The 20,132-nt window shown below is 72.8% G+C and carries 21 protein-coding genes; 13 read left to right on the top strand and 8 right to left on the bottom strand.

Annotation, left to right across the window (positions count from 1 at the left end):
• The first annotated feature begins 91 nt into the window (after positions 1-91).
• The 6 genes from ACGF5O_RS35150 (at position 92) to ACGF5O_RS35125 (ending at position 5,290) form a co-directional block, all read left to right on the top strand.
• Positions 92-1,411 carry an ABC transporter substrate-binding protein gene (locus ACGF5O_RS35150; RefSeq protein WP_393813946.1) on the top strand — a complete coding sequence of 440 codons (1,320 nt, stop codon included), beginning with the start codon at positions 92-94 and terminating at the stop codon, positions 1,409-1,411.
• Positions 1,408-2,334, top strand: a complete 927-nt coding sequence (locus ACGF5O_RS35145) for a carbohydrate ABC transporter permease (RefSeq protein WP_393813945.1) — start codon at positions 1,408-1,410, stop codon at positions 2,332-2,334. Before ACGF5O_RS35150 ends, ACGF5O_RS35145 begins: the two co-directional genes overlap by 4 nt.
• Positions 2,331-3,236: a carbohydrate ABC transporter permease gene (locus ACGF5O_RS35140; protein WP_393813944.1), complete on the top strand. Its 906-nt coding sequence runs from the start codon at positions 2,331-2,333 to the stop codon at positions 3,234-3,236. The genes ACGF5O_RS35145 and ACGF5O_RS35140 overlap by 4 nt, the downstream gene beginning before the upstream one ends.
• Positions 3,233-4,267, top strand: coding sequence for a LacI family DNA-binding transcriptional regulator (locus ACGF5O_RS35135; protein ID WP_393813943.1), 1,035 nt, complete (start codon positions 3,233-3,235; stop codon positions 4,265-4,267). The genes ACGF5O_RS35140 and ACGF5O_RS35135 overlap by 4 nt, the downstream gene beginning before the upstream one ends.
• 200 nt (positions 4,268-4,467) lie before the next feature.
• Positions 4,468-4,818, top strand: coding sequence for a VOC family protein (locus ACGF5O_RS35130; RefSeq protein WP_393813942.1), 351 nt, complete (start codon positions 4,468-4,470; stop codon positions 4,816-4,818).
• Between the two features lie 73 nt (positions 4,819-4,891).
• Complete coding sequence (locus ACGF5O_RS35125) at positions 4,892-5,290, top strand: MarR family winged helix-turn-helix transcriptional regulator (RefSeq protein ID WP_393813941.1); 399 nt, start codon at positions 4,892-4,894, stop codon at positions 5,288-5,290.
• 93 nt (positions 5,291-5,383) lie between these two features.
• On the opposite strand, the gene pqqB is transcribed toward ACGF5O_RS35125, so the two are convergent.
• The 3 genes from pqqB to ACGF5O_RS35110 all read right to left on the bottom strand — a co-directional run bounded on the left by pqqB (position 5,384) and on the right by ACGF5O_RS35110 (position 7,898).
• Positions 5,384-6,274: a pyrroloquinoline quinone biosynthesis protein PqqB gene (pqqB, locus tag ACGF5O_RS35120; RefSeq protein WP_393813940.1), complete on the bottom strand. Its 891-nt coding sequence runs from the start codon at positions 6,272-6,274 to the stop codon at positions 5,384-5,386.
• A 62-nt stretch (positions 6,275-6,336) separates the two neighbouring features.
• Entirely contained in the window at positions 6,337-7,449 is a 1,113-nt protein-coding gene (locus tag ACGF5O_RS35115) for a hypothetical protein (protein ID WP_393813939.1), read from the bottom strand.
• Between the two features lie 50 nt (positions 7,450-7,499).
• Positions 7,500-7,898: an SseB family protein gene (locus ACGF5O_RS35110; protein WP_393813938.1), complete on the bottom strand. Its 399-nt coding sequence runs from the start codon at positions 7,896-7,898 to the stop codon at positions 7,500-7,502.
• 380 nt (positions 7,899-8,278) lie between these two features.
• Here ACGF5O_RS35110 and ACGF5O_RS35105 point away from each other — a divergent pair, with 380 nt between their 5' ends.
• Positions 8,279-9,694, top strand: coding sequence for a family 2B encapsulin nanocompartment shell protein (locus ACGF5O_RS35105; protein ID WP_393813937.1), 1,416 nt, complete (start codon positions 8,279-8,281; stop codon positions 9,692-9,694).
• Between the two features lie 9 nt (positions 9,695-9,703).
• On the opposite strand, the gene ACGF5O_RS35100 is transcribed toward ACGF5O_RS35105, so the two are convergent.
• The gene (locus ACGF5O_RS35100) at positions 9,704-10,249 is read right to left on the bottom strand and encodes a cysteine hydrolase family protein (RefSeq protein ID WP_393813936.1); all 546 of its coding nucleotides are present in this window, start codon (positions 10,247-10,249) and stop codon (positions 9,704-9,706) included.
• On the bottom strand, positions 10,246-11,721 hold the full coding sequence (locus ACGF5O_RS35095) for a purine-cytosine permease family protein (RefSeq protein WP_393813935.1): 1,476 nt from the start codon (positions 11,719-11,721) through the stop codon (positions 10,246-10,248). Before ACGF5O_RS35095 ends, ACGF5O_RS35100 begins: the two co-directional genes overlap by 4 nt.
• A gap of 192 nt (positions 11,722-11,913) precedes the next feature.
• Here ACGF5O_RS35095 and ACGF5O_RS35090 point away from each other — a divergent pair, with 192 nt between their 5' ends.
• The gene (locus tag ACGF5O_RS35090) at positions 11,914-12,873 is read left to right on the top strand and encodes an adenylyl-sulfate kinase (protein ID WP_393813934.1); all 960 of its coding nucleotides are present in this window, start codon (positions 11,914-11,916) and stop codon (positions 12,871-12,873) included.
• A gap of 75 nt (positions 12,874-12,948) precedes the next feature.
• Complete coding sequence (locus ACGF5O_RS35085; protein ID WP_393813933.1) at positions 12,949-13,341, top strand: SCO5389 family protein; 393 nt, start codon at positions 12,949-12,951, stop codon at positions 13,339-13,341.
• A gap of 219 nt (positions 13,342-13,560) precedes the next feature.
• On the opposite strand, the gene ACGF5O_RS35080 is transcribed toward ACGF5O_RS35085, so the two are convergent.
• Positions 13,561-14,529 carry a threo-3-hydroxy-L-aspartate ammonia-lyase gene (locus ACGF5O_RS35080; protein ID WP_393813932.1) on the bottom strand — a complete coding sequence of 323 codons (969 nt, stop codon included), beginning with the start codon at positions 14,527-14,529 and terminating at the stop codon, positions 13,561-13,563.
• 109 nt (positions 14,530-14,638) lie between these two features.
• Between ACGF5O_RS35080 and ACGF5O_RS35075 the strand changes: the two genes are divergently transcribed.
• The 4 genes from ACGF5O_RS35075 to ACGF5O_RS35060 all read left to right on the top strand — a co-directional run bounded on the left by ACGF5O_RS35075 (position 14,639) and on the right by ACGF5O_RS35060 (position 17,523).
• The gene (locus ACGF5O_RS35075; RefSeq protein ID WP_393813931.1) at positions 14,639-15,364 is read left to right on the top strand and encodes a transcriptional regulator; all 726 of its coding nucleotides are present in this window, start codon (positions 14,639-14,641) and stop codon (positions 15,362-15,364) included.
• A 153-nt stretch (positions 15,365-15,517) separates the two neighbouring features.
• On the top strand, positions 15,518-16,648 hold the full coding sequence (locus ACGF5O_RS35070; RefSeq protein ID WP_393813930.1) for an ABC transporter substrate-binding protein: 1,131 nt from the start codon (positions 15,518-15,520) through the stop codon (positions 16,646-16,648).
• A gap of 30 nt (positions 16,649-16,678) precedes the next feature.
• Positions 16,679-16,873, top strand: coding sequence for an ATP-binding protein (locus tag ACGF5O_RS35065; RefSeq protein ID WP_393813929.1), 195 nt, complete (start codon positions 16,679-16,681; stop codon positions 16,871-16,873).
• Entirely contained in the window at positions 16,870-17,523 is a 654-nt protein-coding gene (locus ACGF5O_RS35060) for a response regulator (RefSeq protein WP_393813928.1), read from the top strand. Before ACGF5O_RS35065 ends, ACGF5O_RS35060 begins: the two co-directional genes overlap by 4 nt.
• Here ACGF5O_RS35060 and ACGF5O_RS35055 read toward each other — a convergent pair.
• On the bottom strand, positions 17,520-18,899 hold the full coding sequence (locus ACGF5O_RS35055) for a VWA-like domain-containing protein (protein WP_393813927.1): 1,380 nt from the start codon (positions 18,897-18,899) through the stop codon (positions 17,520-17,522). The genes ACGF5O_RS35060 and ACGF5O_RS35055 overlap by 4 nt on opposite strands.
• Positions 18,896-20,125: an AAA family ATPase gene (locus ACGF5O_RS35050; RefSeq protein ID WP_393813926.1), complete on the bottom strand. Its 1,230-nt coding sequence runs from the start codon at positions 20,123-20,125 to the stop codon at positions 18,896-18,898. The genes ACGF5O_RS35055 and ACGF5O_RS35050 overlap by 4 nt, the downstream gene beginning before the upstream one ends.
• Positions 20,126-20,132: the final 7 nt, after the last annotated feature.

Here is a 20,132-nt window from a genome sequence, read left to right as displayed (position 1 = left end):
TCTGCGCTGTCCGGAAGAGCTGTCCGGAAAACCCACACATCTGCATGGCAGGTCCCCGCCAGGGCGGGGACCCAGGTCAGGGGAGAGATCCATGCCGCACACGAAGCGCCGCCGCCTCGTGACAACCGTCGTCGCCGTCTCGCTCGGCGCCACCGCCCTCGCCGCCTGCGGCTCGTCCGACGACGACAGCAAGGCCGACTCCGGTCCGGTCTCGCTGACGTACTGGGCCTGGGCGCCCGGTATGGACAAGGTCGTGGACCTGTGGAACAAGGGCGAGGGCAAGAAGGACCAGATCACCGTCACGGTGAAGAAGCAGGCGTCCGGCGACACGCTGGTCACCAAGATCCTCACCGCGCACAAGGCGAAGAACGGCCCCGACCTGGTGCAGGCCGAGTACCAGGCGCTGCCCACGCTGGTCAGCAACGACGCGGTCGCCGACATATCCAAGTCGGTCGGCGACGCGAAGTCGAAGTTCGCCGACGGTGTCTGGCAGCAGGTCACGCTGGGCACGGACGCGGTGTACGCGGTGCCGCAGGACATCGGCCCGATGATGTTCTACTACCGCGCGGACCTCTTCAAGAAGTACGGCCTCAAGGTGCCGACCACCTGGGACGAGTTCGCCCAGGACGCCCGTCAGCTGAAGAAGAAGGCCCCCGGCCTCGACCTGACCACGTTCTCCGCCAACGACTCCGGCCTCTTCGCGGGCCTCGCCCAGCAGGCCGGCGCCAAGTGGTGGACCACCTCCGGCGACAAGTGGAAGGTCGCCATCGACGACGCGGCCACCCAGAAGGTCGCCTCGTTCTGGGGCGGCCTGGTCAAGGAGGGCGTCATCGACAACCAGCCGATGTACACCCCGGCCTGGAACAAGGCGCTGGACACCGGCAAGCAGATCGCCTGGGTCTCCGCCGTCTGGGCGCCGGGCACACTGACCACCGCCGCGCCCGACACCAAGGGCAAGTGGGCGATGGCCCCGCTCCCCCAGTGGTCCGCGTCCGAGAACGTGACCGGCAGCTGGGGCGGCTCCTCCACCGCCGTCACCACCGACTCCAAGCACCAGGCGGCCGCCGCCAAGTTCGCGGCCTGGCTGAACACCGACGGCGAGGCGCTCAACGCGCTGGCCAAGGAGAGCGGCATCTACCCGGCCGCCACGAACGCCCAGACCAGCGGCGCCTTCGCCACCTCGCCGGCGTACTTCTCGAACCAGTCGGACTTCTACACCAAGGCCGCCGAGATCGCGAAGACCACGGCGCCCTCCGCCTGGGGCCCGAACGTGAACGTCGCCTACACGTCCTTCAACGACGCGTTCGGCACCGCCGCGAAGAACAAGTCGGACTTCACCGCCGCCCTGAAGACGATGCAGGACGACACGGTCGCCGACATGAAGAAGCAGGGCTTCGGGGTCTCTCAGTGACCAGCCCCACCAGCCGGAGGTCGTACGGGGTCAAGGGGGCCCCGTACGCCTTCCTCCTCCCCGCCGCGCTCCTCTTCTCCCTGTTCTTCGCGCTGCCCATCGGGTACGCGGTCTGGCTCAGCTTCCGCAAGGTGCACGTCTCCGGGCTCGGCCTGGGCGCCGGCGCCCGCACCGAGGTCTGGGCCGGCCTGGAGAACTACAAGGACGCCCTCACCGACAGCGAGTTCTACGACGGTGCGCTGCGCGTCGTCGGCTACGGCTGCATCGTCGTCCCGGTGATGCTGGGCCTCGCCCTGCTGTTCGCGCTGATGCTCGACTCCGAGCGGGTCCGGCTCGCCCCGTTCACCCGGCTCGCGATCTTCCTGCCGTACGCCATCCCAGGCGTGGTGGCCGCGCTGCTGTGGGGCTTCCTGTACCTGCCGGACGTCAGCCCCTTCTACTACGTGCTCGCGAAGCTGAACCTGCCGCAGCCGGACCTGCTGGACGGCGGGCCGCTGTACCTCGCCCTGTCCAACATCGCGGTGTGGGGCGGCACCGGCTTCAACATGATCGTCATCTACACCTCGCTCCGGGCCATCCCGGCCGAGGTCTACGAGGCGGCGAAGCTGGACGGCGCCACCCCGCTGCAGACCGCCCTGAAGATCAAGATCCCGATGGTGGCGCCCTCGCTGGTGCTGACCTTCTTCTTCTCGATCATCGCGACGCTCCAGGTCTTCAACGAGCCGACCACCCTCAAGCCCCTCACCAACTCGGTCAACACGACCTGGAGCCCGCTGATGAAGGTGTATGTCGACGCCTTCGCCAAGGGGGACATCTACTCCGCGGCGGCCGAGGCGACCCTCATCGCCCTCGCCACGCTGGTGCTGTCCTTCGGCTTTCTGCGGGCCGCGAACCGCCGCAACAAGCAGGAGGCACCGGCATGAGTTCTCTTGCCGTCCGCAAGGCGGCCCCGGCCGCCGGCACGACGCCCGGCACCGCCCAGGGGCCGCCGCTGCGCCGCCGTATCGCCCTGATCCCCACGGCCGTCCTGCTCCTGGGCGCGATCTACACGCTGCTGCCGGTCGCCTGGGTGGTGATCGCCTCCACCAAGTCCGGCAGCGAGCTGTTCTCCACGTTCACCTTCCTGCCCGGCTCCGGCTTCGCCCAGAACCTGAAGGACCTCAACGCCTACCGGGACGGCATCTACTGGCAGTGGATGGTCAACTCCGGTCTGTACGCCGGTCTCGGCGCACTGGTCTCGACGTGCGTGTCGGCGTTCAGCGGCTACGCCCTCGCCGTCTACCGGTTCAGGGGCCGCGAGACGATCTTCAACGTGCTGCTCGCCGGCGTGCTCATGCCCCCGGTCATCCTCGCCATCCCGCAGTACCTGCTGCTGGCCAAGGCGAACCTCACGGACTCCTACCTGTCCGTGCTGCTCCCCCAGATCCTCGCCCCGTACGGTGTCTACCTCTCGCGGATCTACGCGGCGGCGGCCGTGCCCTCCGACGTGGTGGAGGCCGGGCGGATGGACGGGGCGAGCGAGTGGCGGATCTTCACCCGGATCGCGCTGCCGATGATGATCCCCGGCATGGTGACGGTGTTCCTGTTCCAGTTCGTGGCCATCTGGAACAACTTCCTGCTGCCGTACATCATGCTCAGCGACGACGAGCGGTTCCCGCTCACGCTCGGTCTGTACACGCTCCTGATGCAGGGCGCGAACACTCCGGCCCTGTACACCCTGGTGATCACCGGCGCGTTCCTGGCCGTGCTGCCGCTGATCGCGCTCTTCCTGGTCATTCAGCGCTTCTGGAGCCTTGACCTGCTGTCCGGGGCCGTAAAGTCATGACCATGAGCAATGGTGCGGGGGGCCGGCGCAAACCGCCGACGATCCATGACGTGGCGCGCGAGGCCGGTGTCTCACGGGGCACCGTCTCGCGGGTGCTCAACGGCGGGCACTACGTCAGCCCCGCCGCCGCCGAGGCGGTCAACGACGCCATCCGCAGGACGGGTTACGTCGTGAACCGGCACGCCCGCTCGCTGATCACCGGCCGTTCGGACTCGGTCGGCTTCCTGCTGACCGAGCCGCAGGAGCGGTTCTTCGAGGATCCCAACTTCAACGTCCTGCTGAGCGGCTGCACGCAGGCGCTGGCGCGTCACGACATCCCGGTGCTGCTGATGCTGGCCGGCACGAAGGACGAACGGCGGCGGATCACCCGGTACATCACCGCGGGGCACGTCGACGGGGTGCTGCTGGTGTCGAGCCACTCCGGCGACCGGGTCGCGGAGGAGCTGCGCGAGGCGGGTGTGCCGCTCGTCCAGTGCGGCAAGCCCATGGGGCCCGGTTCCAAGGTGAGTTACGTGGCGGCGGACGACCGGGACGGCGCCCGGGACATGGTCCGGCATCTGCTGGACCTGGGGCGGCGCCGGATCGGCATGATCACCGGTCCGCTGGACACCCCGGGCGGTGTCGACCGCCTCGCCGGCTACCGGGAGGTGCTCACGGAGGCGGGCGTCGAGTTCGACGAGCGGCTCGTCGTCTCCGGCGACTACAGCAGGGCGAGCGGCGAGGCGGGCGCCGAGCGGCTGCTGGCGCAGGCCCCCGGCCTGGACGCCCTGTTCGTGGCCTCCGACCTGATGGCCCAGGGCGCCCTGGCCTCGCTGCACCGGGCGGGCCGGCGGGTGCCGGATGACATCGCTGTCGGCGGCTTCGACGACTCGGCCGCGGCGACGGAGGCCACGCCCGCCCTCACGACGATCCGGCAGCCCTACGACCGGATCAGCGCGGAGATGGTGCGGTTGCTGCTTGCGCAGATCGGCGGGGAGGACGCGGCCGCGGTGATCCTGCCGACGGAGTTGGTGGTGCGCGAGTCGGCGTGAGCGCTCTGCCGAGAGGGCCGTGCTGTGCCGTCGGGCGGCTGCGGCGCCGTCGTGGTTGCTCGCGCAGTTCCCCGCGCCCCTTCGGGGGCGCTGCTCCTCGACCGGTCAGGATCGGAGAAGCCGTCGGGGGCTTCCCCGGCCTAGCGTGGGATCACCGGCCGGAAAGTGCCGGTTCCCTTATCGCGAGGAGTGAGAGCGCCATGAGCGAAGGCATGCAGACGATCATCTACCCCGTCAAGGACGCGGCGCGGGCCAAGGCGCTGTTCGGTGCGTTGCTGGGCGTCGAGCCGTACGCCGACGAGCCGTACTACATCGGGTTCAAGGCCGCCGGGCAGGACGTCGGTCTCGACCCGAACGGGCACGCCCAGGGGCTGACCGGGCCGACGCCGTTCTGGCACGTCACCGATCTGCCGGAGCGGCTCGCGGCGCTTCTGGCGGCGGGCGCCGAGCTGGTCCAGGACGCGCGGGACGTCGGCAACGGGCGGCTGGTCGCCTCGGTGAAGGACGCCGACGGGAACATGGTGGGGCTGCTCCAGGACCCGGTGGCCTGAGGACCGTCGGACTGCTTGCACCCGCACTAGTTGCACACTCAACAATTGGCTTGATCGGTGTTACGGTGCGGGTATGGCAGCCAATACGGCCGAGGCCCGGCTCGAGGAACAGTGGCGGGACATCCTTGCGGTGCACGCGCGCACCATGTGCGAGATCGACCGGGTGCTGCATCCGCACGGGCTCGGCGCGAGCGACTTCGAGGTGCTCGACCTGCTCGCCACCGAGACCCCGGCCGAGGGTGACCACTGCCGGGTGCAGAACCTGGTGGGCCGGGTCCACCTGAGCCAGAGCGCGCTCTCCCGGCTGATCGGACGGCTGGAGAAGGACGGCCTGGTGGAACGTTCGGTCTGCGTCGAGGACCGGCGGGGGGTCTGGGTCGCGCTCACCGCGAAGGGCCGCGCCCTGCACACGGAGGTACGCCCGCTGCAGCGGGCGGTGCTGGGGCGGATGCTCGAAAGGGCGGACGGGTAGGTTCGGCAGCGCCCTGAAGGGGCGCGGGGAACTGCGCGACCAGCCACGACGATGCCGCAGCCGGCACATCACGGCACTTCCGGCGGAACCCGCTCAGAGCGCGAACTCGATGCCGTCCGGAAGGACCTCGACGCCCTCCGCGGCCACCTGGGCGCGGGCCCTGGAGGCCGGGTCGACCAGGGGGTTGGTGTTGTTCAGGTGGGTGTAGATGCGTCGCGTGCGGGGGTGGCGGGCCAGGGCGGCGAGGCTGCCGTGGGCGCCGGAGACCGGGAGGTGGCCCATCGCCGCCTGGCGGGGGCCTGAGCGGACCGTGGTGCCCATCTCGCGGGCGGTGAAGAAGGTGCCGTCGAGCAGGACGCAGTCGGCCTCCGCGCACAGGTCGTCCAGGGTGTCGCTCCAGGCGCCGACGCAGGGGGCGTAGAGCAGGACTCCCCCGGTGGCCAGGTCCTCGACGCGGTACGCCGTGACCCAGCGGCCGTCGGGCTCGGCGAGCGCGGCCGGGACGTACGTGGGGACCTTGGCGCCGACCGGGTGGGCGCTGACGACCAGGCCGCCGGCCAGCACGAAGCCGCCGTCGGCCAGGCTGTCGGCCCATTGCCAGGGGGCGTAGCGGTCGAGGGCGCCACGGGCCGGGGCCAGTACCGTCAGGACCGGCGGTGCCGCGTAGACCTTGAGGTCCGGTGCCCCGCGCAGCACGGTCAGGCCGGTGACGTGGTCGGCCTCGGCGTCGGTGAGCAGCACGCCGCGGACCGGGGTGTCCCGGGGGCCCGGTCCCGGCCAGAGCGCGGCCGTGGTGGTGAGCTGGGCGCGGATGTCCGGGGAGGCGTTGAGCAGCCACCAGTCCCGGCCGTTGCCGGTCAGCGCGACGCACTCCTGGGTGCGGGAGGGCAGCTTGCCGTCCCGGGCGGCGGCGCACAGTGCGCAGGCGCAGTTCCACTGCGGGAACCCGCCGCCCGCGGCGGTGCCCAGCAGGACGACCCTCACGACGATCCGCCCCTCTCGGTCTCCCCGGCCCCTGCTGGGATCTTCCCTCAGGATGCGCCCCGCTACCCGCGGACGGGGGGAACTTCCGGCCGTCCTTCGGGCGGCCGGCGGTCCACCGGGCGGAGCGGCGGGATCGGCTGCGCCGCGAAGTCGCGGCCACCGGTCCACAGCGCGGGTACGGCGTCGCAGCGGCGGCACAGCTCGTAGGCGACCGCCTCGTAGTTGACCCGCCAGCCGTGGAAGTGCGGCCAGGCCGCCTCGGTGCCGCGCTCGGCGTGGAAGCCCGTCTTCTCCAGCATGGTCACGGCCTCCGCGAACTCCTCGTAGGTCAGCTCGATGGGGGTGTCGGGGGCCGGGTCGGTGTCGAAGGTCGCCCGCACGGAGGCGGCGATGTCGCGCAGCGCGGTGAAGCCGGCGCGCAGCATCAGCCGGGCCTCCGGCGGGGCGGTGCGCGGGGCGAGCGCCAACTGGATGGCGGCCGCGTCCATGACGGCGATCAGGCCGACCAGCCAGCTGCGGTACGGGCGGGGCGAGCGGAACGCCAGCAGCACCGGGTAGGTGGCGTGGCTCTCCCCCATGTCGGCGGCCAGCCGCTCCCAGGAGCGGTACAGCTCGGGCAGCGCGGTCTCGGTGTCGACCAGCCACTGCCGGGCGAGGATCTCCGGGCCCCAGGCGGGCTCGCCGGCCCGGGACTGGAGGAGGGTGACCTCCAGTTCGCGGCGGTTGTAGGCGGCGTACAGGGTGGGCAGGTAGGCGATCTGCAGCGCGATGACGACCGGGCCGGTGGCGGCGGCGACGAAGTCCAGCGCGGACAGCCGCAGCCGGGCGCCGCTGGCGAACCCGAGGGTGAACAGGCTGGAGCCCGCCTCCCGGAACGCGGTGCTCCAGGAGAGCGGGGAGAAGGCGTACAGCAGCATCCCGAAGCCGAGGAACGCCCCGCCGAGCCAGGCGGCGAGCATGCCGACCAGCATGAGCGGGGCGAGCCAGGTCTGGGCGCGGTCGATGGCCCGGTAGCCGCCGCGGTGCGCGGTGAAGCAGAGCACGCGGCGCAGGCCCCACCACAGCCGGTACACCAGGACGGAGTACAGGCCCCGGGGGACCACGAGCGTGCGCAGGATGCTGCGCAGCACCAGGATCAGTACCAGTCCCCCGGCCACCCCGGAGATCCATTCCATGGCGCCATTCTGGCCCGGGCGCCGGTCTCCTGGTGACCGGAGCGCCTCGTTCAGCCCGCCGGGCGGGCCAGCAGGGTGCGTACGCCTTCCGAGGTGAGGGTCAGGGCGTGCGCGGAGCTGCCGTCTATGGCGAGCGAGAGGTTGTCCTCGGGCCACTGCGAGGCGAGTGCGCCGAGCGGCACCACGCGGTAGCGGGAGACCGTCGGCAGCAGGCCGGTCAGCTCCCCCTCCGAGGTGAACACGGGGACGACGGGGTCGCCGTCGGGGCGTTCCAGGACGGGCAGGGCGATCATCGCGGGGTCGGCCGCCTCCGCGGCGTCGTCCGGCACCGGGACCAGCACGTCACTCTGCGCGAGGGTGTCCAGGGCGTCGTGGTCCTCGGCGTTCACGGCCAGCGTGTCGAGCGCCCGCTGGGCCGGCGTCGGGAAGTCGTGTGCGGGTGTCTCCATGGCAGATCCCCAGGTAGCGGTCGGTACGGGCCGCGGGTCCGGCAGGGCGCCGGGCGGCCACGGCACGCGTACCCGGTGCGGGCCGGGGCATGCGCCGAGGATCACTCGGGCTTGCGCCGCGGCTCGCGGTTTCCGCAGGGGCGCCGCCCGGTTTCCGGCCGGAAACCGTGTGGCGCCTGCGCGGAAACCGGGGTCCGGGGGTGCCCGGGGCGGAGTGCGGGGTGGTGTGGGGGGTGGTGTGGGGGCAGTTCCCGGTGGCACGTGCCTCGCGCTCCGTCCCCCGGCATCACTCGCGGTGCGGGCGCGGGGGTAGGGGTAGCCGCGGAAGGTGACGGTCCGTGTGCGTGCCGTCACACCTGCGACGTGAGAGAGGGACAGCGATGTCGGTCGAGACCGGTACGACGCCCGCGGCGGACGCCGAGGAGCGGGAGCAGCAGAGCCTCGGTACCGCCGCGGCACGGAATCTCACCACGACGACCAAGTCCGCACCCCAGATGCAGGAGATCAGCTCACGGTGGCTGACGCGGACGCTGCCGTGGGTGGACGTGCCCGGTGGCACCTTCCGCGTCAACCGCAGACTGTCGTACCGGGTCGGCGACGGCCGGGTGACCTTCGTGCAGACCGGCGCGCAGGTCACGGTGATCCCCGCCGAGCTGGGCGAACTGCCGTTGCTGCGCGGCTTCGAGGACGGCACCGCGCTGCAGGCGCTGGCGGCGCGGTTCGAGCAGCGGGAGTACGCGCCCGGGCAGGTGATCGCGACGGCGGGGCGACCGGCCGACCACGTGTACCTGATCGCGCACGGCAAGGTGGAGCAGATCGGTGAGGGCCCCTACGGCGACGAGGCGGTCGTCGGTCTGCTCGCGGACGGCGACACCTTCGGCGGCCGGGTGCTCGCCGGACTCGACGGGGCCTGGGAGTGCACGGCCCGCGCGGCGACGGCCACCACCGTGCTGGCGCTGCCGCACACGGCGTTCCGGGAGGTGGCGGACCGGCACGCCGACCTGCGGGCGCACGTGGAACTGGCCGGTCTCGACGGGCACCGGGAGACGAACACCTTCGGCGAGGCGGAGATCGCGCTCAGCGCGGGGCATGCCGGCGAGCCGGACATCCCGCACACCTTCGTGGACTACGAGCCGGCCCCGCGCGAGTACGAACTGAGCGTCGCCCAGACCGTGTTGCGCGTCCACACCCGGGTGGCCGACCTTTACAGCCGGCCGATGGACCAGACCGAGCAGCAACTGAAGCTCACCGTGCAGGTGCTGCGGGAGCGCCAGGAGCACGAGCTGGTCAACAACCGGGACTTCGGCCTGCTGCACAACGCCGACCACGCCCAGCGGATCTCCACCCACTCGGGCCCGCCCACCCCCGACGACCTCGACGAGCTCCTCGCCATGCGGCGCGACACCACGCACCTGTTCGCCCATCCCCGGGCGATCGCCGCGTTCGGCCGGGAGTGCAACAAGCGCGGCCTGTACTTCGGGAACGTCGAGGTCGACGGCCACCACCTGCCCGCGTGGCGGGGCGTCCCGCTGCTCCCCTGCGGCAAGATCCCGGTCACCGGCGACCGTAGCTCCGCCATCATCGCGCTGCGCGCCGGCGAACAGAACCAGGGCGTGGTCGGCCTCCTCCAGACCGGCCTGCCGGACGAGAAGGAGCCGGGCCTGACCGTCCGCTTCATGGGCATCAACGAACAGGCGGTCGCCTCCTACCTGGTCACCGCCTACTACTCCGCCGCCGTCCTGGTCCCGGACGCCCTCGGCATCCTGGAGAACGTGGAGGTGTCCCGCCGGGACTAGGCGCGGGGACTAGCCGAGCAGCTCGGCGGTGGTCGTCACCCGGATCAGCGGGCGGTAGAGGTCCAGCAGGTGCAGCGCCTTCGCGTGGGAGTCGTCGTCCGCGCCCGCGCAGGCGTCCGCGACGACCAGGACCTCGATGCCGGCGTCGGCCGCCGGGAGGGCGGTGGACAGGACGCAGCAGTCGGTGCTGACACCGGCCAGGACCAGGCGGCCGTACGGGGCGGCCAGGGCGGCGAGTTCGGGGGTCCACTTGCCGAACGTCGGTGCGTCCAGGACGACTTCGGCCTGCCCCTCGAACTCGTCGGTCAGGTGCCAGAGTCCGGCGTCCGGGGGCCGGCGCGCGAAGGGCCATCGGTCGTAGTAGGCCTGCCAGGCTCCGGTGGGGTGCGCGGGGGCGACGAAGCGGGTGAAGACCGTGCGGTCGCCGAACGCCGGCAGCAGGCGTCGTACGCCCTGGGCCGCCTCGGCGTAGCGCGGGGCGGCCCAGGGGCTTGCGGGGTCGGCGAAGACCCGCTGCATGTCGATGACGGCCAGCAGGCCGGGCGGGGTCGTCATACGGTCGTCGCCGCGGTGCTTTCGGGCAGGTCCTCCTGGGTCCGGACCCGGGCGCGGCCCAGGGCCAGGGTGCCGAGGAGGCCGAGGGCCAGGGCGGCCAGGACGCCGAGGTTGGCGTAGGCCCAGGCGCCGGTCTTGCCGCCGAGGCCGAGCGGGCCCAGCAGGTAGCCCTGCCAGGTCAGCCAGCTCGCGGCGGTGTTGGTGACCAGGCCCCAGCCGAGGGCGGTGGCGGCGAGCGTGAGGAGCAGGGGCAGGAGGGGGATGTCGCCGTAGCGGCCGGCGGGGCGGTAGAGGTCGGTCTCGTCGTAGTCGCGGCGGCGCAGCGCCAGGTCGGCGAGCATGATCCCGCACCAGGCGGCGATCGGCACGCCGAGGGTGGTGAGGAAGCCCATGAACTGGCCGAGGAAGTCGTCGGCGAAGAAGACGATGTAGACCGAGCCGGCGATCATCAGGACGCCGTCGACCAGGGCGGCGAGGTAGCGGGGCACGGGCAGCCCCGCGGACAGGAGGGCCAGTCCGGAGGAGTAGATGTCCAGGACCGCGCCGCCGACCAGGCCGAGGACGGCGACGACGGCGAAGGGGACCAGGAACCAGGTGGGGAGGATGGTCGTCAGCGCGCCGATCGGGTCGGCCGCGACCGCCTTGTCCAGGGTCGCGGAGGAGCCCGCCAGCAGCAGGCCGAAGACCAGCAGGAGGAGCGGGGCGACGGAGCCGCCGAAGGCGGTCCAGCCGACCACGCCCCGGCCGGAGGAGGTGCGCGGGAGGTAACGGGAGTAGTCGGCGGCGGCGTTGACCCAGCCGAGGCCGAAGCCGGTCATCATGAACACCAGCGCGCCGATGAACTCCTGGGCGGAGCCGGACGGGATCGCGCGCACCGTCGCCCAGTGGATGTGGTCGGCGACGAGGACGACGTAGACGACGGTGAGGACGCCGGTCACCACCGTGATCAGGGTCTGCAGCCGCATGATGAGGTCGAAGCCCATCACACCGCCGAGGACGGTCAGCGCGCAGACCACGATCAGCGCGACCACCTCGGTCCCGGTGCCGCCGCCCCAGCCGAGCCGGGTGAAGACGGTCGCGGTGGCCATGGTGGCGAGGGCGATCAGGACGGTCTCCCAGCCGACGGTGAGCACCCAGGAGACGACCGACGGCAGCCGGTTGCCGCGGACGCCGTACGCGGCCCGGCTGAGCACCATGGTCGGCGCCGAGCCCCGCTTCCCGGCGACCGCGACGAAGCCGCAGAGCAGGAACGACGCGAGGATGCCGAGGACGCCGGCGGCCAGCGCCTGCCAGAAGGAGATGCCGAAGCCGAGCGCGAAGGCGCCGTAACTCAGGCCGAGGACGGAGACGTTCGCGCCGAACCAGGGCCAGAACAGGGTCCGCGGGGTGCCCTTGCGGTCGGCGTCGCCGATCACGTCGAGCCCGTGCGTCTCGACCTGGAGCTGTCTGCCGGGTTCCCGTGCGTCCGCCATCGTCGGCCCATCTGTCCAGGTGTGTTGGCTGGAGGCTAGGTCGGCCCGGTGACAGGGGTCAAGGGCTCATGATCAGCCTCCGGCCGAACGGGCCCGCAACCCGTTCGGACCAACCGATTTGACACCGCCGACGGCACCCCTACAACCTTTGCTCATGACATCCATTTTCAACAACGGGGGTGGCGGCTAGCGATGCGCGTGGCTTTCGTCGGCAAGGGCGGCAGTGGCAAGACGACGCTGTCGGCCCTCTTCACCCGTCACCTGGCACGGTCCGGCGCGCCGGTCGTCGCGATCGACGGTGACATCAACCAGCACCTGGCCCACGCCCTCGGCCTCGACGAGGACGAGCTCTTCGCGGCGCCGCCGCTGAGCGCGCGGACCGGTGAGATCAAGGACTACCTGCGCGGCACCAACCCCCTCATCGCGTCCCGGGAGGCCATGGTCAAGACGACCCCGCCGGGGCGCGGGTCACGGCTGCTGCGGCTGCTCGGCGACGACGAGGTGCACTCCCGGCACGTCCAGGAGGTCGGCGGGGTACCGCTGATGGTCACCGGGGCGTTCGCCGAGAGCGACCTCGGGGTGGCCTGCTACCACTCCAAGCTCGGCGCGGTGGAGCTGTACCTCAACCATCTGGTGGACGGCCCCGGCGAGTACCTGGTCGTCGACATGACGGCGGGCGCCGACGCCTTCGCCTCCGGGCTGTTCACCCGGTTCGACATGACCTTCCTGGTGGTCGAGCCGACCCGCAAGAGCCTCTCCGTGTACCGCCAGTACCGGGACCACGCGGCCGAGTTCGGCATCCCGGTCGCGGTGGTCGGCAACAAGGTGACCGGCGCGGACGACCTCGCCTTCCTGCGCGAGCGGGTGGGCGGCGACCTGGTGGCCCACTGCGAGCTGTCGCCGTACGTCCGCGCCCAGGAACAGGGGCGCGGCAGCGGAGCGCTGGAACCGCACAACTCCCTGGCCCTGGACCGGCTGCGGGCCGCCGTGGACGCGCGGGGCAAGGACTGGGAGTCCTTCCAGCGGCACGCCGTGCAGTTCCATCTGCGCAATGCCGCCGCCTGGGCCGACGCGGCGACGGGCCAGGATCTGGCCGCCCAGGTCGATCCGGACTTCCGGCACGGTCCGGCCGCGCTGCCCGCCTTCGCCTGAGACCCCGGTCGCCCTTCCCCTTTTCCTCATCCCTCTTTTCCCACACACGTTTTGAGAAGAACAGGACACCGTCACATGTCGCTCGACGTCTCCCCGCAGTTGCTCGCCGAAGCCGAGAACGGCGCGGTGCGGGAGGAGGACTTCATCGATACCGTCCGCGCCTCACTGCCGTACGCGTACCACCTTGTCGCCCGGCTGACCGCCGAACTGCGCGGCGGCAACGCCGAGTTCGCCGACAACCAGACCCCGCCGCCGTCGGAGAAGGAGCGCGGGCAGCTGTTGCGGGCGCTGTCCTCCGACGCGATCCGCGGCAGCCTGGAACGGCACTTCGGGGTCGCCCTGGCCTTCCAGAACTGCCACCGGGTCGCGGTGTTCCCGCCGGGGGCGCGGGGCGGCGAGACGCACACCCGCTTCACCTCGACGCGCGCGCAGATCCTGAACCAGTCGCCGGAGTTCCGCGACTGCTGAGTTCCCGGTTCTCCGCCGGGACGGAGACGCCGGGTCGGCCACCGCGGGAGCGCGGCGCCCGGCTACGGCGTACTCCGGTGTGCCGACTCGTTCCCCTGGGCGGACAGCGTCCAGAAGGTGCGTTTCGGGGGGCCCGGCCAGCAGCGAGGCGCCGGCTCGCCGTGCAGGCACGCGCGGGCTCCTGACCTCCGGCGGGGGTACCGCCGCCCCTGCTGCCGGTCAGCCGGCGATGATCTCCGCGAACCGCTCCGCGCCCACGTTGCCCCCGGACAGGACGACCCCGATCCGGCGCGGCAGCGGCGCCACCCGACGGGCCAGCAGCGCGGCCAGACCGCTGGCGCCGCTCGGCTCCACGACGGTCTTCAGCCGCTCGAAGGCGAACCGCATCGCGTCCCGGATCTGGTCGTCGGAGACCAGCGAAATGTCGTCCACCAGGCGCTGGTTGAGGGAGAAGGTCAGCTCGCCGGGGATGTCCGCGGCCTGGCCGTCGGCGATGGTCCGGGGCACCGGGATCGACACCCGGTGCCCGGCCGCCAGGGACCGCCGGGTGTCGTCGCCGGCCTCCGGCTCGACCCCGACGACCCGGATCCCGGGCAGCAGCCCCTTGGCCGCGATGGCACTGCCCGCGATCAGCCCGCCGCCCCCGACGGGCACCACGAGGGCGTCCAACTCGCCCACTTCCTCGATGAGTTCGAGAGCGGCCGTGCCCTGCCCCGCGATGACGTGCGGGTGCTCGTACGGCGGGATGAGCGCGAGCCCGCGTTCGGCGGCGAGGGCCTCGCCGATCGCGACCCGGTCGCCGGTGTAGCGGTCGTACGTCACGATCTCCGCGCCGTATCCGGCGGTCGCCTCCAGCTTGGCGCGCGGGGTGTCCTCGGGCATCACGATGACGGCGGTGGTGCCGAGTTCGCTGGCGGCGAGGGCGACGGCCTGGGCGTGGTTGCCCGAGGAGTAGGCGGCGATGCCCTTGGCCAGCTGCCCGGCGGAGAGCCGGGACGCGGCGTTGTAGGCGCCGCGGAACTTGAAGGCGCCGATGCGCTGGAGGTTCTCGCACTTCAGGAAGACCTCGGCACCGACCAGTTCGTCCAGGGTGCGCGAGCGCAGCACGGGGGTGCGGTGGGCCACTCCCTTGATCCGCGCCGCCGCGTCGTACACGTCCTGGAGGGTGACGGGCGGGGTGTCGGGCATGTTCGTCCTCCGTTCGGGCGCCGCCGGACGCGGGTTGAGCGTCGACGGTCTGGAATTATTGTCTATCATCTGGACTGGAAGTCCAGACCCGATCCCGGCGGGGGCACCGATGACACACGGACCTGCAGCACCGAGCGGCCCGGACCCGGCACGCGCCGAGCAGGACGCGATCATCGCGGCGCTCTCCCCGGTCGTCGACGGCATCGCGGCGACCTTCGGCTCCTTCTGCGAGGTCGTCGTCCACGACTTCCGCCGCCCGGAACGCTCGGTCGTCGCCCTCGCCGGGTCGGTCACCGGCCGGGGTGTCGGCGGGTCCATGAGCGAGATCGGCATGAAGCTGCTGGCGGCCGGCGACGAGGCACGCGACGAGCTGAACTACCTGACCCGCACCCAGGACGGGAAGCTGCTCAAGTCGTCCACGATGGTGCTGCGCGACTCGGCAGGTACGACGTTCGGGGCGCTCTGCGTGAACCTGGACGTCACGGCCGTACACCAGGTGCACGCGCTGGTCGGCGGCCTCGCCGGGGTCACGGCCGGGCCCGAGGCGGCGCCGACCACGACGTTCGGCGACGACATCTCGGCCGTACTGGACTCGATCGTCGACGCCCGCCGGCTCCGCCGGCCCGGGCCGTGGCCCCAACTCACGCGCGAGGAACGCCTGGAGCTGTTCCGGGACCTCGACCGGCAGGGCGTCTTCGCGGTGCGGGGCGCGGTCCAGCAGGTCGCCGGGCGCCTCGGCATCTCCCGGGCCTCCGCCTACAACTACCTGGCCGCGGCACGAACCGGCCGGGCGGCGGAACACCCGGCCGAACCGGCCGAACCGGCGGACCGGTAGCGGGGCTGGAGCGACCGCGCGTTCAACCGATCGGTTGAATCCGGGTTCCACCGCCCGCGCGCGGCCCGATCCGTCCGGCCGACGCGGAGGTCCGGTGGGGGCGACGAGACTCGGCGGGGTCACTCGCACCCCAGGCAGAGAGGTCTCCGCACCGTGTCCAGCCTCAGCAGACGACGTGTCCTCACCACCGGAGCCGGAGCGGGCGCCGCCCTCGCCCTCGGCGGACTCACCACCGACGCCTCCGCGGCGGCAGCCGCCGGCCGGGGCGGTGGGGCCGAGGAGACGCGCACGCTCGACGAGTTGTACCGGGCAGCGCTCGCCGAGGGCGGCAAGCTCGTCGTCTACGCCGGCGGCGACACCCCGACCCAGCAGGACGCCACCAAGGCGGCGTTCCTCAAGCGGTTCCCCGGCATCGACCTGACGATCGTCGTCGACTACAGCAAGTACCACGACGTCCGCATCGACAACCAGCTCGCCACCGGCACCCTCGTCCCGGACGTCGTGCAGCTCCAGACCCTCCAGGACTTCGTCCGCTGGAAGGCGCAGGGCGAGCTGCTGCCCTACCGCCCGGCCGGCTTCGGCAAGGTCCACGCTGGGTTGAAGGACCCGCAGGGCGCCTGGGTCGGGATCGCGGTGATCGCGTTCAGCTTCATGTACGGCACGGACGCGGCGGGTCCGGGCGCGCCGCGCACCCCGCTCGACCTGATCGACCCGAAGTGGAAGGGCCGGATCGCGTCGTCCTACCCCCATGACGACGACGCCGTCCTCTATCTCTACGCCCTGTACGCGCAGACGTACGGCTGGGACTGGGTGGCCGCGCTGGCCGCCCAGGACGTGCGGTTCGCGCGCGGCAGCAACTCCCCCGGTGACGCGGTCGGTTCGGGACTCAGGCCGGTCGGGATCGGTGGCGCGGGCGCCCCGCTCGGGACCGGTCCGGTCCGGTGGGTGCTGCCCGAGAAGGCGCCGTTCATGGCCTGGGGCCAGCGCGCCGCGATCCTCAGGCGCGCCGCCCGCCCGGCCGCCGCCAGGCTCTACCTCAACTGGCAGCTGTCCACCGCCCAGCAGCAGGCGTCCTTCAACGGCTGGTCGGTCCGCACCGATATCGCGCCCCCGGCCGGTCAGAAGCCGATCTGGGAGTACCCCGACGCCCATCTCGACGGCTTCCCCCGCTTCATGGCCGACCGGGCGGCGGTCGAGCGCTGGAAGCAGACCTTCGCGCTGTACTTCGGCGAGGTGAGCGGCGCCCCCACACCCGGTGCCCTGGGCCTGCACCCGGGCGCCTGACCTCGGCGGCCCTTCACACCCGACGACGGCATGGGGTTCGTCCCCGGCACGCCCGGGGCGGCGGACCGGCCGGCCCGCGGGTTCGGGCTGTCGGCGGCCCGGGCCCGGCTGCGCGAGCACGGCGGCGAACTGCATGTCTCCAGCGCACCGGGCGGCGGCACCCGGATCCGCGCCGTCGTCCCCGTCCGTTCCCTCAGCTCCGCGTCCCCGGCCGGACTCCGATGAGCGGGCTCCGGCTGCTGATCGCCGACGACCACGCCGTGGTCCGGGCCGGGTTGCGCGCCCTGCTGGAGGGCGAACCGGACCTCGCGGTGATCGCCGAGGCCGGCAGCGCGGAGGACGGGATCCGGCTGGCCGTGGCACTGCGGCCGGACGTCGTCCTGATGGACCTGCGGTTCGCGGCGGGTCCGGCGGGCCGCCTGGACGGCATCGAGGCGGCCCGCCGGCTGAGCACCGCGGCGCCGGGGGTGCCGGTGGTGATGCTGACCAGCTACTCGGGCCGCGCCGACGTGCTGCGCGCCCTGGCGGCCGGGGCCCGCGGCTACGTCCTCAAGGCCGGGCCGCCCGAGGAACTGTTCCGCGCGGTACGCGGCGCGGCCCAGGGCACGGTGGCCCTCGCCCCCGAGGTGGTCGGCGGGCTTGTGCACCAAGTGGTCAGCCCCGAGGCTGAGTTGACGGACCGTGAGGTGGAGGTGGTGACCCTGCTTGCGCAGGGGCTGGGCAACCGGGCCATCGCACGGTCGCTCTTCCTCGGCGAGGCGACCGTGAAGACCCATCTGGTGCGCATCTACCGGAAACTGGGCGTCGAGAACCGGGCAGCGGCGGTGTCGGAGGCGCTGCGGCGCGGGCTGGTCGAGGTCGGCGGGCCGCACTAGCCGATCTCGACGACCCGTGCCCAGGCGGGCGGTGCCTCCGGCACGTAGTCGTCCTCCTCCCCCTGCGCGCCGCCGTGCTGCCGGGGGAACAGGCCCACCACCGTCCGGCAGGCCGGCTGTGCCGACGGCCAGGGTGTCTGCCCGTCGGTGAGGGCCACCACGACGTCCGGGGCCGGCCGCGCCCGCAGCGCCCTGGCGAAGCCCGCGCGCAGGTCCGTCCCGCCGCCGCCGACCAGCGCGATGCCCTCCGCGCGGCACAGCGGCTGCACGGTCCGGGCGGCCGCGTCGCAGGACAGCACGGAGACCAGGTCCCGACGGCCGCCGACGGCGCGGGCCATGGCGGCCACCTCCAGCAGGGCGCTGCCCAGTTCGGCGTCGCTGACCGAGCCGGACGTGTCGATGACGACCGAGACCCTGGGCGGGCGGCGGCGCAGGCTCGGCAGGACGACACCGGGCAGACCGGCCGAGCGGCGCGACGGGCGGCCGTAGCTGTAGTCGTCGCCGGCGCCCGCGGCCGAGGCCGCCGAGCGGACCGCCGCTCCGAGCAACTCCCGCCAGGGCTGCGGCGGATGGAAGACGTCCTCGGCCCAGCGCCGCCAGCCGTCCGGGGTGCTGCCCGGGCGGCCGGTGATGGCCTGCGCCACCCGGAACCGGACCCCGTCCCGCTCCTGCTCGCTGAGGCCGTGCGCGCCGTCCGGACCCAGGTCCCACTCCCGGTCCCGGCCGTCGGCCCCGCTGCCGCAGTCCAGCCAGGTGAGGTCCTGCGTCAGCGGCCCGAGCCGGAACTGGCGCAGGTAGTCCTCCATCAGCTGTCCCTCGGACAGCCTCAGCGTGGACGGCCGGACGGCGCCCCGGGGCCGCACCAGCCCGTCCCCGTACGCGTCGTCGTTGATCTCCAGGTCCGCCGCGATGTTCATCCGCAGCCGCTCGCCGGCCCCGGTCAGCCCGCGTTCCCGCGCGACCCGGTCGCTGCGCGCGTGGTGGTCGCGCAGCAGGTGCGACACCTCGTGCACCCACACCCCGGCCAGGTCCTCCTCCGGCATCAGGTCCACGAACGCGGGCGACACGTAGCACCGCCAGTGCTTGTCGACGGCCATGGTCGGCACCTGCCGGTCCGCCACGACATGCAGGGCGAACAGGGCCGTGGCGAGGTAGGGCCGGGCCCGGGCGGCCTGGAGCCGGGCGGCGTAGAGCTTGTCCAGGTCCAGCACCCCGGCCGGAACGGCATCCGGTACGGCACTCGGCTTTGCGCCCGGTTCGCCGCCCGGTTCTGTGCCCGGGGCAGCATCCGATACGGCACTCGATTCGGCGCCCGATTCGGCGCCCGATTCGGCGCCCGGTGCGGCGCCCGGTGCGGCGCCCGGTTCGACGCTCATCGGCCGGCCTTCGCGGTGAGGCGTTCGGCGGCCCGGTCGGCGGCGCGGTCGGCACGGCGGGACACGGCCACCACTCCCGCGAGGCGTTCGACGGCTGCCGGCACGTCCCAGTCGTCCCGGCGCAGCGAGGCCAGGGTGGTGGCGGGGACGACGACGAGGTCGGGGGCTCCGGTGTCCAGGGCCCGCACCAGCAGCGCCCAGGCCGCGTCCCAGCGGGCCCGGTCCGGCCGTTCGCGGACCGCGGCGACGACGCCGTCGAGCACGGCCTGGCGCAGATCGCCGCGCTCGGGCAGGTCGGCCGCGGCCGGGTCGGCGAGCAGCGTCTCGGGGTCCGGGAGCTCCATCCGGTCGACGCTCGCCAGCAGTTCGAGCCCCGGGCCGTCCCCGACCGTTCCCCTGACCAGGAGGGAGAGCACGTCCCGGGAGGAGCCGGAGGCGTGCGCGAAGGCGACCAGGCGCAGGGTCATGTCCCAGCTGCGGGGCGACGGCCAGGCGCCGCCCCGCCGCATCTCGCCGTTCGGCAGCCGGTGCACGAGCGTGGGGCGGGTGGCGAGCAGGCCGCACACCGCGCGGCGCGCGAAGTCCACGGCGGCGGGCAGCCGGTCCGGGTCGAGCCGGGGCAGGGTGGCCCGGGGCCAGGTGCCGCCGAGGCCGCGGACGACGACCTCGTGGTCGTGGGCCCACTGGAGGTGCACGAACCGGTTGGCCAGCGGCGGGCTCAGCTCCCAGCCGTCGGCGGCCGAGGACCGCGGGTTGGCGGCGGCCACGATCCGTACGCCGGGCGGGAGCCTGAGAGCGCCCACCCGACGCTCCAGGACCAGCCGCAGCAGTGCGGCCTGCACGGCGGGGGGCGCGGTGGACAGTTCGTCGAGGAACAGCAGGCCCCGGCCGGCCCGCACCAGCCGTACCGCCCAGTCCGGCGGGGCCATCGGGACGCCCTGGACGGCGGGGTCGTCGCCCACCACGGGCAGACCGGAGAAGTCGGACGGCTCGTGGACGCTGGCGATCACCGTGGTCAGCGGCAGGTCGAGCGCCTCGGCCAGCCGGTTCAGGGCCGCGGTCTTGCCGATGCCGGGCTCGCCCCACAGGAGGACGGGCAGGTCGGCGGCGACGGCGAGGGTGAGCGCCTCCAGCTGCATGTCGGGCCGGGGTTCGGTGGTGGAGTCGCCGAGCAGTGCCGACAGGGCGTCGGCGACGGCGAGTTGGTCGGGGGCATGAAGAGGCATGGGTGAT

The sequence above is a fragment of the Streptomyces sp. NPDC048291 genome (assembly GCF_043201715.1).
GTDB lineage: Bacteria > Actinomycetota > Actinomycetes > Streptomycetales > Streptomycetaceae > Streptomyces.
The sequence above is the reverse complement of the archived record's forward strand: the minus strand, read 5'-3'. Positions and strand labels throughout refer to the sequence as shown.